This is a genomic window from Enterobacter mori, from assembly GCF_025244905.1.
In the GTDB taxonomy this organism is placed as follows: Bacteria; Pseudomonadota; Gammaproteobacteria; order Enterobacterales; family Enterobacteriaceae; genus Enterobacter; species Enterobacter mori_A.
The window spans coordinates 1,774,729-1,787,827 of sequence record NZ_CP104285.1 but is presented as its reverse complement, the minus strand read 5'-3'; the positions used below and the strand labels follow the sequence as shown (position 1 = coordinate 1,787,827).

Here is a 13,099-nt window from a genome sequence, read left to right as displayed (position 1 = left end):
ATTAATAGAGGTTCTTATGTCTGTTGAGTTAAAAGTGTTTGGCGGAGCTTATTTTCCAAAAGATAAAGCATTAAAAAAACACCCAGATTTAAAACCGCTTGCAACCGCAGTTAATGCGGCCACGAAAGCCATCGCTGAAGCCGTTATTTTCGGCAAACTGGCGGCTGAACATCCTGAACATATTGATGATTTCTTTAAGGTGAAAATCTGGGAGCACCGCGAAGGTATTCCCTGCCCTGATCTTGATGTTTTCTCACCTGAGTTTTTCGACAGTGTGGCAGTATGGAATGTGAATGCTGGCGAACCAGCTGCGGCACCACAGCCTGAATCTGAAGAGAAGATGGAATGGGACGAAAACAAGGCACAGGAAGAAATTAAAACTGTTGCGCAGCTCGACCAGTCATCCCGAGCTGCTTGCCTGGCACTGTTCGGCCCGGTCCCTGGCATCACTACGGCCCAATACGGCCAAATCGTTGACCTGGTTAACGATGATGCTGGCAGCTTTACCCGCGAGCTGGCAGAAGCACTGGCGAAAGAAACCCGAGCGCTGGCATTGGCGCCAGAACGGCAGGAGCAGTTGCTCGCGTGGGTACGTGAGAACACGAAAGATTCTGCACAATGGCCTGACATTAAAAAGCAGATCGCCAAATGGATTGACACTCCTTCAGGCAAGCGACCGCAGGCTGCCACCACTACCGAAGAAAATCTTACAGACACCGGCTCAAGCTTGGGAGGTGGCAACAAAACAGACCGTAGCCCGGATCTGGTACACAACCTGTCTACGCTCAAGATAGAGGTTGCTGTTGCGATTCTGAGCACCTTCGACGAAATCGATATTTACTCAATTCCAAACAAGTTTTTCATTCCCGCAAAAGCCATGGCCGAAGCTGATCAGGACACCCGCTTCACAGCCTGGTGGAAAAAGCTGCGCGGCACCCCGGGCATTCTGGACTATTCCCGTGCAGCCATTATCGCTCTGATTAAATCCGCTCCGGAAGACCTCTGGATGGATCCTGTTGCCTTGCGTGAGTACATCAATCGCGAGTTGGTTGAAGCTGACCACGCGCACCCTGATCAGAAAACGGTTGATACGGCTTGCCGCCCAAAACCTCGCGCTAACCCTGAGGAAATCGAAAATGATGAAGCCAAACCGCCTGTATCTGGCGAAACTCTGCCACCAGCAGTTTGCCCTAGCAAAGCTGCGCAACTCGACAAAGAACTCAACGAGGCATTCGCTCAGAGCCCAACACCAGAAAACCAAGCCAGTGATCAGCCGCGGGTGGAGAACCTGGGCGGCGGAGTCTTCTCTGTCGATACGCTGTTAACCCCCACAGCCTCAAATGGAGGTGAAAAACAGGAATTGCCACCAGCACCAGGCGAACGCGAAATTTCAATTTTGCATGCACTGAATGACCTGATTTCTGGCCGCTCCGGCTTCATGGCAAAAGAAGAGGCCGAGGGCGTGGTGGCATGCACCGGCCACCTCATTTCCGATGTTATCCCGCTACTAATGGCAGATATCATCACCACAGAATATAGCCTGTCTCCTGACTTCACCGAGGAAGAGATCCACGATGTAGCAACAACCATGCTGGATAGCTGGTCCGACGATATCAGCGTGCGTCTGAAAATTGCCCTTGAAGCGATCGTTGAGTACCGCCGCCCGGAGCTGCCGAAAGCGGTAGTGATTGATCCGCCAGTACTTACCGTAAAGCCGAAGATAGAGCCTGAACCATCACCTGATGCAAACGCGCCGCTTTCGTCTGTCACCTATCTGCAACAGCTGACCATTGCAGCACTACAGGGCTTATGTTCCAACCCGGCTTATTGCAATCAATATGAGGACTTACCGGCTATGGCCGCCGGGCTTGCCCGTAGCGTTATCAACCATCAGGAAGGCTCCTGTGCGTCTGATTAACCGAAGCAAGGGAGACAGCATCGGCGGGCCAGCATGCGCCGCCGCGCTTAAATGCCATTTTGAGAAATATGGCGAGCATGGTCGCAGCGACAAACAGACTTTTTACACCATCAAGTTCCAAGGGAGAAAAATTACGGTTGAGGTTGTTAACCGCCCCCGTAGTTACGTGGCCACGGCAATGATCGGTGCCAGGCATCTCCGGTGCCTCCCTGGCCTTGGTCGGTGATTTTTGACAATCAATATACTATCTGCCGCTGCGGTATCGTGGCGGCGTCATGGAGTTAAGCATGGCGCAAATCATTTTTGATGAAGAGTGGATGGTGGCGGGAAAGCTAACTGAAAAAACGGGGCTGGATGACAGGCAAATAAAAGCTTATCGCCTCGGATGCTGGATTGAAGGGGTTCATTTTAAGCGAGTACCCGCGGTACCCGGTGGAGAAAGCAAACGCGCTTTGGTCTGGTACAACTTTCCGCTGATTAATAGATTTATTCAGGAAGCATGATGAACTTTCCAACCGGCGTTGAACTTCATAACGGAAAAATCAGGATCACGTTTACCTATCGCGGCATTCGCTGCCGCGAAGTTCTCCGTGGCTGGGTGGTTAACAGCAGCAACATCAAGAAGGCGGGAAACCTTCGCGCCGTCATCGTGAGTGAGATCCAGTTCGGCCAGTTCGATTACGCGGCGCGCTTCCCTGAGTCAAAGGCTCTTAAAAAATTCTCATCAACTAAACGAATCGGCACGTTCAACGATCTATGTGAATTTTTTATAGATACTAAGGCTCTGGAGGTCTCAGAGGCTACATTGCATTCTATTGTCTCTGTTGTTAATACCCTTAAGCGTGTCGTGGGCGAAAACACTCGCCTGGTTGATATTCAGCACGCTGATGTACTGAATTACCGTAAAGAGCTGCTGACCGGGGAGGTTGTTAATCCTTCGATGCCCAATCGGAGCAAAAAAGGTCGCGCGCCTTCAACAGTCAATAAACAGATGGCTGTTTTATCAGAAATGCTGAAGCTTGCGAACAGAAGCCAGTTTATATTACACGCCCCTTATGAGGGAGTATCGAGGCTCAAGCTATCAAAGGCAGATCCTGATCCGCTTTTACTTCATGAGTATCATGCGTTAATTGCTCTCCTCCCTCGCAAGTGGATTTTAATCATTATTGTGTCTGTCCATACAGGAATGAGACCAGGTGAGGTTTGTGCTCTGGCATGGGAGGATATCGACCTGAAGAAAGGTGAAATTCACGTATCCAGAAGCCTGACGAATAAAGGGTTGTTTGTGCCGCCTAAAACTGATGCCGGGATAAGAACGATCACTCTGCTGAAGCCTGCCCTTGATGCGTTGAAAGAGCAGTACGAAATCACCGGCAATAATCCCAGACAGCAAATCATCTTCCATCATCGGGAGCTTGGCAAAACCGAAACGCAAAATCTACGTTTCGTTTTTTCTCCTGAGAGGTGCACGTCGGGCAAGAACCGATATTTTTCGAAGAACTCGATTTCGTATGGGTGGAAACGGGGCACTAAACTATCCGGGATACGTGAAAGAAATCCCTATCAGTCCCGTCACACATACGCCTGCTGGACGCTAATGGCCGGTGCTAACCCTTCCTTTATCGCCAGCCAGATGGGCCATGAGGATGCTCGTATGGTGTACGAGGTTTATTCGAAGTGGATCGGAGATATGAACCAGGATCAGGTCAACATGCTGAATAATCAGATGCCGACTGCAATGCCCCCAAGACGCCCCCAAGGCATTGGTAGCATTAAAAAAGTCATTTAATTTCATGACGCTGGTTTCAAACTACATAATCAGCGTTAAACTATTCATACCAAATATTTAGGGAGAAGAGATGATGCGCGTACTGGTTGTTGAGGATAACGCATTGCTACGTCATCACCTGAAAGTTCAGCTTCAGGAGATGGGACATCAGGTGGACGATGCTGAAGATGCAAAAGAAGCCGATTATTATCTCAATGAACACCTGCCGGATATCGCCATTGTCGATTTAGGCTTACCGGATGAAGACGGTCTCTCGCTGATCCGTCGTTGGCGCAGCCATGACGTCTCTCTGCCGGTGCTGGTCCTGACCGCCCGTGAAGGCTGGCAGGATAAAGTGGAAGTGCTCAGCGCGGGTGCGGACGACTACGTGACGAAGCCGTTTCATATCGAAGAAGTCGCTGCGCGCATGCAGGCGCTGTTACGTCGCAACAGCGGTCATGCCTCGCAGGTTATCTCCCTTCCGCCATTCCAGGTTGATCTTTCCCGCCGCGAATTTTCCATCAACAATGAAGTAATCAAGCTGACGGCGTTCGAGTACACCATTATGGAGACGCTTATCCGTAATAACGGCAAAGTGGTGAGCAAGGATTCCTTAATGCTCCAGCTTTACCCGGATGCCGAGCTACGGGAGAGCCACACCATTGACGTGCTGATGGGACGTTTGCGCAAAAAAATTCAGGCGCAATACCCGCAGGACGTGATCACCACGGTCCGTGGTCAGGGTTACCTGTTCGAATTACGCTAATGAAAGGGATCTCACGACACTTTCTGCCCCTTTCGCTGCGGGTGCGCTTTCTGCTGGCAACCGCAGCCGTGGTGCTGGTGCTTTCTCTTTCCTATGGGATAGTGGCGCTGGTCGGGTATAGCGTGAGCTTCGACAAAACAACCTTTCGTCTGTTACGCGGCGAAAGTAACCTGTTTTATACCCTGGCGAAGTGGGAAGATAACCACATTACCGTGGATATGCCTGAGCATCTCAACCAGCAAAGCCCAACGCTGGCGTTAATTTATGATGAAAAAGGCAAACTGCTGTGGGCTCAGCGCGACGTCCCCTGGTTGAAAAAACGCATTCGGCCGGAATGGCTCAGGACGAATGGTTTTCATGAGATTGAGGCCGATCTCAATTCAACCAGCGCATTGCTGCATGACGATCGCGCCCTTCAGCAAAAGCTGAATGAGATACGCGAGGATGACGACGACACGGAGATGACCCACTCCGTCGCCATAAATCTCTATCCAGCTACCATGAACATGCCGCAACTGACCATCGTGGTGATCGACACCATTCCGGTTGAGCTTAAACGTTCTTACATGGTCTGGAGTTGGTTCGTGTATGTTCTGGCCGCCAATCTTCTGCTGGTTATCCCTCTGCTGTGGGTCGCAGCATGGTGGAGTTTGCGCCCGATCGAATCACTGGCCAAAGAGGTTCGCGAACTGGAAGAACATCATCGTGAAAAGCTCAACCCGGAAACCACGCGCGAACTCACCAGCCTGGTGCGTAATCTTAACCGCCTGCTGAAAAGCGAGCGCGAACGCTATGATAAATACCGCACCACGCTCACGGACCTGACGCACAGCCTTAAGACGCCGCTGGCGGTCATGCAGAGCACGCTGCGTTCCATGCGTAGCTCAACGCTCAGCGTTGATGATGCAGAGCCTGTGATGCTCGAGCAAATCAGCCGTATCTCGCAGCAAATTGGCTATTATCTCCATCGCGCCAGCATGCGTTCAGGAAGTGCGTTATTGAGCCGCGAGCTGCATCCGGTGGCACCTTTACTGGACAACCTCACTTCCGCGCTGAACAAGGTGTATCAGCGTAAAGGGGTGAACATCAGCCTCGATATCTCGCCGGAAATCAGCTTCGTGGGCGAGAAAAATGATTTCATGGAAGTGATGGGTAACCTGCTCGATAACGCCTGTAAATACTGCCTGGAGTTTGTGGAAGTGTCCGCGCGTCAGACGGATAACGAGCTGCACATCATAGTTGAAGACGACGGGCCCGGCATTCCACGCAATAAACGAGAAGTGGTGTTTGACCGGGGTCAACGCGCCGATACGCTGCGTCCGGGTCAGGGAGTAGGGTTAGCCGTCGCCCGGGAGATTGTCGATCAGTACGATGGCAAAATTGAAACGGGTGAAAGCTTACTGGGCGGTGCGCGAATGGAGGCTATTTTTGGCCGCCAACATCCCACATCGAACGATACTTGACCCGTTATGTGAAAAATGCGCGGATCTCGCACTCAGGCTCCTGAGCTTCCGTTATAATCCGACTCAATAAGAGCCTGCGGAATAAAAAAATATGGAATATCACTTAGCACTTAACTGGCCCGAGTTTATCGAGCGCTACTGGCAAAAACGCCCGGTGGTTCTTAAACGCGGGTTCAGCAATTTTGTCGACCCTATCTCCCCTGACGAGCTGGCCGGTCTGGCCATGGAAAATGAAGTCGACAGCCGCCTGGTCAGCCACCAAGAGGGAAAATGGCAGGTTAGCCACGGTCCTTTCGAAAGCTACGATCACCTGGGTGAAAATAACTGGTCTTTACTGGTGCAGGCGGTCAACAACTGGCATGAGCCTACCGCCGCCTTGATGCGCCCGTTCCGCGCCCTGCCCGACTGGCGAATGGACGACCTGATGATCTCCTTCTCCGTGCCCGGTGGCGGCGTTGGCCCGCATCTGGATCAGTACGACGTGTTTATCATTCAGGGTACCGGCCGCCGTCGCTGGCGCGTGGGCGACAAAGTGCCGATGAAACAGCACTGTCCGCATCCGGACCTGCTTCAGGTGGATCCGTTTGAGGGGATTATCGACGAAGAGCTGGAGCCGGGTGATATTCTCTACATTCCGCCGGGATTCCCGCACGAAGGCTACTCCCTGGAAAACTCGCTTAACTACTCCGTGGGGTTCCGCGCGCCAAGCGGCCGCGAGATGATCAGCGGATTTGCCGACTACGTTCTGCAACGCGAGTTGGGCAGCTATCGCTACAGCGACCCGGACGTGCCATCGCGTGAACACCCAGCTGACATCCTGCCGGAAGAGCTTGATAAGCTGCGCGGCATGATGCTGGATCTGATCAACGAGCCGGAGCATTTCCGTCAGTGGTTTGGCGAGTTTATCAGCCAGTCACGTCATGAACTGGACGTTGCACCACCGGAGCCGCCTTATCAAGCTGACGAGATTTATGATGCCCTGCAGCAGGGTGACAAGCTGGTTCGCCTCGGTGGGTTACGCGTGCTGCGCATTGGTGAAGATGTCTTCGTGAACGGCGAAAAGCTGGACTCTCCGCACCGTCCGGCGCTGGAAGCCATCGCCAGCCATCAGGTGTTGCACGCCGAAACGTTTGGCGACGCTCTGGAAGACCCGTCATTCCTCGCGATGCTGGCCGCGCTGGTCAACAGCGGGTATTGGTTTTTTGAGGACTGAGTCGCTTTAGTGCCCGGTGGCGCTTCGCTTACCGGGCCTACGGGATCGCGCTTTTGTAGGCAGGGTAAGGCGTAGCCGCCACCCGGCTTTTCACTTCCGCTCACCTGCCGCAAAATCCTCGATCTCTCCCGCCCAATTCACCGGATACAACCCTTCAGCCACATCGCGATGAAACGTTGAATACGGCCAGTCGCTGACTTTACCCACATAGCCGTGCTTAACCGGATTGATGTAAATGTAATCCACATGCCGCAAATAGTCCTCTTCGTTACGGATAGTGTGTTCCCAGAATCTTGGCTGCCAGATATGGCGCATATCGATGTTGCGGCTAAACGTTTTTTTGATATCCCGCCAGCGTGCCGAAAAGTCGCTGTCGCCTTCCGGTAAGGTCCAGATACAGTGCATATGTTCGGGAAGGATAACCCACGCGTTGATCGTGAACGGCTTTGCGCGTTTAACCGTTGAGGTGGCGGAACGCAGGCTATCGATATGGCGGGTAAGCAAATCGCTCTGACGGTTTTGCAGGTTGACGGTGAAAAACCAGGTGCCACCGGGGGCGTAATGGCGACGATAGTTTGACATGGGCATTCCTTGCCTTAATGCCGGGTGGCGGCTGCGCCTTACCCGGCCTACATTCTGATCGTAGGCCCGGTAAGCGCAGCGCCACCGGGCGTTTTTTAGCCTTTAGCGGTAAGTTCCGCTATCCGCACTATCACCTTCACCGCTTTTTCCATCCCTTCAAGCGTCACAAACTCATGCTTACCGTGATAGTTGTAGCCACCGGTAAACAGGTTCGGGCACGGCAGCCCCATAAACGAGAGCTGAGAACCGTCGGTACCGCCACGAATCGGTTTTAAAACCGGTTCAATATCACAGTCACGCATGGCCTGCTGAGCGATGTCGAGGATATGCGGATGCTCCATCACCTTCTCACGCATATTGTAATAGCTGTCTTCGATGATGAGCTCAATATAGCAGTCAGGATGCAGGCCCTTCCCCACCTTCTTCGCGATCTCCATCATCTTACGCTTGCGCGCTTCAAAGGCCTTGCGGTCGAAATCGCGAACGATGTAGTGCATCTGCGCGCTGTCCACGGTGCCTTTGATACTGGTCAGGTGATAGAAACCTTCATACCCTTCCGTCATTTCAGGGCTCTCTTCCGCCGGAACTTCAGCATGAATACGCGACGCCAGCGACAGCGCATTCACCATCACACCTTTCGCGGAGCCTGGGTGAACGTTGTTCCCCACAATCTTGATCGTTACCGACGCAGCGTTGAAGTTCTCATACTCGAGTTCACCGACGCCACCGCCGTCAACGGTATAGGCCCACTTCGCATTGAAGGCCTCGACGTCGAAATGTTTTGCGCCCTTGCCCACCTCTTCATCCGGCGTAAAGGCCACGCGGATATCACCGTGCGGAATATTTTTGCCTTTCAGCACCGCCAGCGCCGTCATGATCTCCGCAATGCCCGCCTTGTCATCCGCCCCCAGCAGCGTTTTGCCGTCAGTGGTGATCAGCGTCTGGCCTAACAGCTGGTGTAAAACCGGGAACATCACCGGCGAGAGCACTTCATCGCCGATACCCAGCGCAATATCGCCGCCGCGGTAGTTTTCAACAATCTGCGGGTTCACATGTTTACCGCTAAAATCCGGAGAGGTGTCGACATGGGAGATGAAGCCAATCGCCGGGATATCCCCGTCGACATTGGCAGGCAGCGTTCCCATCACAGTGCCTTTTTCGCTTAACGTAACGTTGACCAGCCCCATGGCGTCAAGCTGCTCTTTAAGCAGGTTTAACAACTTCCACTGGCCTTCGGTGCTCGGCACCTGGCGAACACCCGGTTTAGATTGGGTATCCAGCGAAACGTACTGTAAAAAACGCTCAAGTAATTTATCCATGCAGTCACCCTCACTTTTTGTGACAACATTATCAATAAGCATCAAAACGCAAATATTGCGTCAGGTCACTTTTATCCCGCAAACGAGAACTTTTTTCGTTTATGTCATGTTGTGTTTATAAATGTAGCTTATGAATCAGTGACAAGGATTGGCGATTGCAGGCGATTGCCGTAGAATGTCCGCCCTCATTACGAGTCACCAAGGTGGTTACACACAAACCCCGCTTCGGTCTGCTGCCTGAGGCGTCTATATGGGACAGCGCAAAAATTGAATACACAATCCCGTTCACGTTCACCGCTGGTGCAACTGGAACGAATTCGTAAAAGTTTTGATGGTAAAGACGTTATTTCCGACCTCACTCTCACCATCAATGACGGTGAGTTTCTGACGCTGCTTGGCCCCTCTGGCTGCGGCAAAACCACCGTACTGCGCCTTATCGCCGGACTTGAAAGCGTTGATAACGGCCATATCCATCTTGAGAATCAGGACATTACTCAGGTTCCCGCAGAAGACAGACACGTCAATACCGTCTTTCAAAGCTACGCCCTGTTCCCGCACATGACCGTGTTTGAGAACGTCGCGTTTGGCCTGCGGATGCAAAAAACACCGGCCACTGAGATCCCACCGCGCGTCACCGAAGCCCTGCGGATGGTGCAACTGGAAGAGTTTGCCCAGCGTAAACCCCATCAGCTTTCCGGCGGCCAGCAGCAGCGTGTGGCCATCGCCCGCGCCGTGGTCAACAAGCCGCGTCTGCTCCTGCTGGATGAATCCCTCTCCGCGCTGGATTATAAGCTGCGCAAGCAGATGCAGAACGAATTAAAAGCCTTACAGCGTAAGCTGGGTATTACCTTTGTTTTTGTGACCCATGACCAGGAAGAAGCCCTGACCATGTCCGACCGCATCGTGGTGATGCGTGACGGAAAAATCGAGCAGGACGGCACGCCGCGCGAAATCTACGAAGAGCCCAAAAACCTGTTTGTCGCCAGCTTCATCGGTGAGATCAATATCTTCGACGCCACAGTGATTGAACGCCTGGACGACCAGCGCGTGCGCGCCAGCGTCGAAGGTCGCGAGTGCGCTATCACGGTGAATTTCCCCGTTGAAAAGGGACAAAAGCTTAACGTCCTGCTGCGCCCGGAAGATCTGCGCGTCGAGGAAATTCACGGCAATGCCGAGGCCGAAGGGTTAATCGGCTATATCCGCGAGCGCAACTACAAAGGGATGACGCTGGAGTCTGTCGTCGAGCTGGAGAATGGCAAAATGGTAATGGTCAGCGAGTTCTTTAACGAAGATGACCCGGACTTCGACCACTCCCTTGACCAGAAAATGGTTATCAACTGGGTAGAAAGCTGGGAGGTTGTGCTGGCTGATGAAGAACACAAGTAAATTCCAGAATGTGGTGATCGCCACGATCGTCGGTTGGCTTGTGCTGTTTGTCTTTTTACCCAACCTGATGATCATCGCTACCAGCTTCCTGACCCGCGACGACGCTAACTTCGTTAAGCTGGTCTTTACGCTGGACAACTACGCGCGCCTGCTCGATCCGCTCTATTTTGACGTGCTGCTGCACTCGCTCAATATGGCGCTGATTGCCACCCTCGCCTGTCTGGTGCTGGGTTATCCTTTCGCATGGTTCCTCGCGGGTCTGCCGCAAAAGGTGCGTCCTCTGCTGCTGTTTTTACTGATTGTTCCTTTCTGGACCAACTCGTTAATCCGTATCTACGGGCTGAAAATCTTCCTCAGCACTAAAGGCTACCTCAACGAGTTTCTGCTGTGGCTGGGGGTGATTGATACGCCAATCCGCATCATGTTTACCCCGAGCGCGGTGATTGTGGGTCTGGTCTATATCCTGCTGCCGTTTATGGTGATGCCGCTCTACTCCAGCATCGAGAAGCTGGATAAACCGCTGCTGGAAGCGGCGAGAGATCTGGGTGCCAGTAAGCTGCAGACCTTTATCCGCATCATTATTCCGCTGACGATGCCCGGAATTATTGCGGGCTGTCTGCTGGTGATGCTCCCGGCGATGGGCTTGTTCTATGTGTCGGATCTGATGGGTGGCGCGAAAAACCTGCTGATCGGTAACGTGATCAAGAGTCAGTTCCTCAACATACGCGACTGGCCGTTCGGCTCGGCCACCAGCATTACGCTGACGGTGGTGATGGGCCTGATGCTGCTGGTCTACTGGCGCGCCTCGCGCCTGCTGAATAAAAAGGTGGAGCTCGAATGATCGGTCGATTGCTTCGCGGCGGTTTTATGACCGCCATTTACGCCTATCTTTATATCCCGATCGTTATTTTGATCGTGAACTCATTCAACAGCTCGCGGTTCGGGATTAACTGGCAGGGCTTTACCACCAACTGGTACAGCCTGCTGATGAACAACGACAGCCTGCTGCAGGCCGCTCAGCACTCGCTGACGATGGCGATCGTCTCCGCCACCTTCGCGACGCTGATTGGCTCCCTCACCGCCGTAGCGCTCTACCGCTATCGCTTTCGCGGCAAACCGTTCGTTAGCGGCATGCTGTTTGTGGTGATGATGTCGCCGGATATCGTCATGGCCATTTCGCTGCTGGTGCTATTTATGCTGCTGGGCGTACAGCTTGGCTTCTGGTCGCTGCTGTTCTCGCATATCACCTTCTGCCTGCCGTTTGTGGTGGTGACAGTCTTCGCGCGTCTGAAAGGGTTCGACGTACGCATGCTGGAGGCGGCGAAGGATCTGGGTGCCAGCGAGATGACCATCCTGCGTAAAATCATCCTGCCGCTGGCAATGCCTGCCGTGGCGGCCGGATGGCTACTCAGCTTTACTCTGTCGATGGATGACGTGGTGGTCTCCTCCTTCGTGACCGGGCCGAGCTATGAAATTCTGCCGTTGAAGATCTATTCAATGGTGAAAGTCGGCGTCTCACCTGAGGTGAACGCGCTGGCGACCATTCTGCTGGTGTTATCGCTGGTTCTGGTGATTGCCAGCCAGGTTATTGCTCGTGACAAAACAAAATCTCAGGGGACAATGAAATGAAAAAAATGCTCGCCGCTGCGGCGCTGGTGCTTGGCATGGGTGCCGCGCACGCTGATGACAGCAAAACGCTCTACTTCTACAACTGGACCGAATACGTGCCGCCTGGGCTACTGGAACAGTTCACCAAAGAGACGGGCATCAAGGTTATCTACTCGACCTATGAGTCGAATGAAACCATGTACGCCAAGCTGAAAACCTACAAAGACGGCGCGTACGATCTGGTCGTGCCTTCCACCTACTTTGTCGACAAAATGCGCAAAGAGGGGATGATCCAGAAGATCGATAAAACGAAGCTGACCAACTTCGGTAATCTCGACCCGGAAATGCTTAACAAGCCGTTCGACCCGAACAACGACTATTCCATTCCTTACATTTGGGGTGCGACAGCGATTGGCGTGAACAGCGATGCTATCGATCCGAAAACGGTTACCGGCTGGGCCGATCTGTGGAAACCGGAATACAAAGGTAGCCTGCTGTTAACCGACGATGCGCGTGAGGTGTTCCAGATAGCGCTGCGTAAACTCGGCTACTCTGGCAACACGACAGATCCTAAGGAGATCGAAGCGGCCTACAACGAGCTGAAAAAGCTGATGCCTAACGTGGCGGCATTCAACTCTGATAACCCGGCAAACCCGTATATGGAAGGCGAAGTGAATCTGGGGATGGTATGGAATGGCTCCGCGTATGTTGCCCGCCAGGCCGGTACGCCGCTGGAGATCGTCTGGCCGAAAGAGGGCGGGATCTTCTGGATGGATAGTCTGTCGATTCCGGCCAACGCGAAAAACGTGGACGGCGCGCTGAAGCTGATTAACTTCCTGCTGCGCCCCGACGTGGCGAAACAGGTGGCTGAAACCATCGGCTACCCGACGCCAAACCTGGCTGCGCGTAAACTATTAAGCCCTGAAGTCGCAAATGATAAATCGCTGTACCCTGATGCTGATACCGTCAGCAAAGGCGAATGGCAGAACGACGTCGGTGACGCGAGCCGTCTTTATGAAGAGTATTATCAGAAGTTAAAAGCAGGTCGTTGAGATATGACGGGCGACGCGATGTCG

Annotated in this window: 13 protein-coding genes; 11 read left to right on the top strand and 2 right to left on the bottom strand. The window is 53.1% G+C overall.

Annotation, left to right across the window (positions count from 1 at the left end; genetic code table 11):
* Positions 1–16 precede the first annotated feature (16 nt).
* From N2K86_RS08415 to N2K86_RS08385, 7 genes are all read left to right on the top strand, one after another.
* Entirely contained in the window at positions 17–1,918 is a 1,902-nt protein-coding gene (locus tag N2K86_RS08415; RefSeq protein WP_260661127.1) for an exodeoxyribonuclease VIII, read from the top strand.
* Positions 1,839–2,144: a DUF4060 family protein gene (locus N2K86_RS08410; RefSeq protein ID WP_313771641.1), complete on the top strand. Its 306-nt coding sequence runs from the start codon at positions 1,839–1,841 to the stop codon at positions 2,142–2,144. The genes N2K86_RS08415 and N2K86_RS08410 overlap by 80 nt, the downstream gene beginning before the upstream one ends.
* Positions 2,145–2,205: 61 nt before the next feature.
* Complete coding sequence (xisR, locus tag N2K86_RS08405) at positions 2,206–2,421, top strand: excisionase family protein (protein WP_010429804.1); 216 nt, start codon at positions 2,206–2,208, stop codon at positions 2,419–2,421.
* A complete protein-coding gene (locus tag N2K86_RS08400; RefSeq protein WP_260661648.1) occupies positions 2,421–3,707 on the top strand; it encodes a site-specific integrase in 1,287 nt (428 codons plus the stop codon). Before xisR ends, N2K86_RS08400 begins: the two co-directional genes overlap by 1 nt.
* A 73-nt stretch (positions 3,708–3,780) precedes the next feature.
* Positions 3,781–4,452, top strand: coding sequence for a two-component system response regulator PhoP (gene phoP / locus N2K86_RS08395; protein WP_042718899.1), 672 nt, complete (start codon positions 3,781–3,783; stop codon positions 4,450–4,452).
* Positions 4,452–5,915 (top strand): two-component system sensor histidine kinase PhoQ, encoded by a 1,464-nt coding sequence (gene phoQ, locus N2K86_RS08390; protein WP_211445989.1) that lies wholly within the window; start codon positions 4,452–4,454, stop codon positions 5,913–5,915. The genes phoP and phoQ overlap by 1 nt, the downstream gene beginning before the upstream one ends.
* A gap of 91 nt (positions 5,916–6,006) precedes the next feature.
* Complete coding sequence (locus tag N2K86_RS08385) at positions 6,007–7,128, top strand: ribosomal protein uL16 3-hydroxylase (protein ID WP_260661125.1); 1,122 nt, start codon at positions 6,007–6,009, stop codon at positions 7,126–7,128.
* A gap of 90 nt (positions 7,129–7,218) precedes the next feature.
* Here N2K86_RS08385 and N2K86_RS08380 read toward each other — a convergent pair whose 3' ends face one another.
* Positions 7,219–7,710: an REP-associated tyrosine transposase gene (locus N2K86_RS08380; protein WP_260661124.1), complete on the bottom strand. Its 492-nt coding sequence runs from the start codon at positions 7,708–7,710 to the stop codon at positions 7,219–7,221.
* A gap of 95 nt (positions 7,711–7,805) precedes the next feature.
* Positions 7,806–9,029 carry a peptidase T gene (pepT, locus tag N2K86_RS08375; RefSeq protein WP_260661123.1) on the bottom strand — a complete coding sequence of 408 codons (1,224 nt, stop codon included), beginning with the start codon at positions 9,027–9,029 and terminating at the stop codon, positions 7,806–7,808.
* Between the two features lie 237 nt (positions 9,030–9,266).
* Between pepT and potA the strand changes: the two genes are divergently transcribed.
* Genes potA through potD form a run of 4 tightly spaced genes read left to right on the top strand, consistent with a single transcriptional unit; the run spans position 9,267 to position 13,075 of the window.
* Positions 9,267–10,415 (top strand): spermidine/putrescine ABC transporter ATP-binding protein PotA, encoded by a 1,149-nt coding sequence (gene potA / locus N2K86_RS08370; protein WP_260661647.1) that lies wholly within the window; start codon positions 9,267–9,269, stop codon positions 10,413–10,415.
* Positions 10,399–11,256 carry a spermidine/putrescine ABC transporter permease PotB gene (gene potB, locus N2K86_RS08365; protein WP_260661122.1) on the top strand — a complete coding sequence of 286 codons (858 nt, stop codon included), beginning with the start codon at positions 10,399–10,401 and terminating at the stop codon, positions 11,254–11,256. Before potA ends, potB begins: the two co-directional genes overlap by 17 nt.
* Positions 11,253–12,044, top strand: a complete 792-nt coding sequence (gene potC / locus N2K86_RS08360) for a spermidine/putrescine ABC transporter permease PotC (RefSeq protein WP_193939989.1) — start codon at positions 11,253–11,255, stop codon at positions 12,042–12,044. The genes potB and potC overlap by 4 nt, the downstream gene beginning before the upstream one ends.
* Complete coding sequence (gene potD, locus N2K86_RS08355; protein ID WP_126543729.1) at positions 12,041–13,075, top strand: spermidine/putrescine ABC transporter substrate-binding protein PotD; 1,035 nt, start codon at positions 12,041–12,043, stop codon at positions 13,073–13,075. The genes potC and potD overlap by 4 nt, the downstream gene beginning before the upstream one ends.
* The last annotated feature ends 24 nt before the right edge of the window (positions 13,076–13,099 follow it).

Coding starts and splice junctions, on each gene's coding strand:
- N2K86_RS08415 (WP_260661127.1), top strand. CDS start 17: ATGTCTGTTGAGTTAAAAGTGTTTGGCGGAGCTTATTTTCCAAAAGAT.
- N2K86_RS08410 (WP_313771641.1), top strand. CDS start 1,839: ATGAGGACTTACCGGCTATGGCCGCCGGGCTTGCCCGTAGCGTTATCA.
- xisR (WP_010429804.1), top strand. CDS start 2,206: ATGGCGCAAATCATTTTTGATGAAGAGTGGATGGTGGCGGGAAAGCTA.
- N2K86_RS08400 (WP_260661648.1), top strand. CDS start 2,421: ATGAACTTTCCAACCGGCGTTGAACTTCATAACGGAAAAATCAGGATC.
- phoP (WP_042718899.1), top strand. CDS start 3,781: ATGCGCGTACTGGTTGTTGAGGATAACGCATTGCTACGTCATCACCTG.
- phoQ (WP_211445989.1), top strand. CDS start 4,452: ATGAAAGGGATCTCACGACACTTTCTGCCCCTTTCGCTGCGGGTGCGC.
- N2K86_RS08385 (WP_260661125.1), top strand. CDS start 6,007: ATGGAATATCACTTAGCACTTAACTGGCCCGAGTTTATCGAGCGCTAC.
- N2K86_RS08380 (WP_260661124.1), bottom strand. CDS start 7,710: ATGTCAAACTATCGTCGCCATTACGCCCCCGGTGGCACCTGGTTTTTC.
- pepT (WP_260661123.1), bottom strand. CDS start 9,029: ATGGATAAATTACTTGAGCGTTTTTTACAGTACGTTTCGCTGGATACC.
- potB (WP_260661122.1), top strand. CDS start 10,399: ATGAAGAACACAAGTAAATTCCAGAATGTGGTGATCGCCACGATCGTC.
- potC (WP_193939989.1), top strand. CDS start 11,253: ATGATCGGTCGATTGCTTCGCGGCGGTTTTATGACCGCCATTTACGCC.
- potD (WP_126543729.1), top strand. CDS start 12,041: ATGAAAAAAATGCTCGCCGCTGCGGCGCTGGTGCTTGGCATGGGTGCC.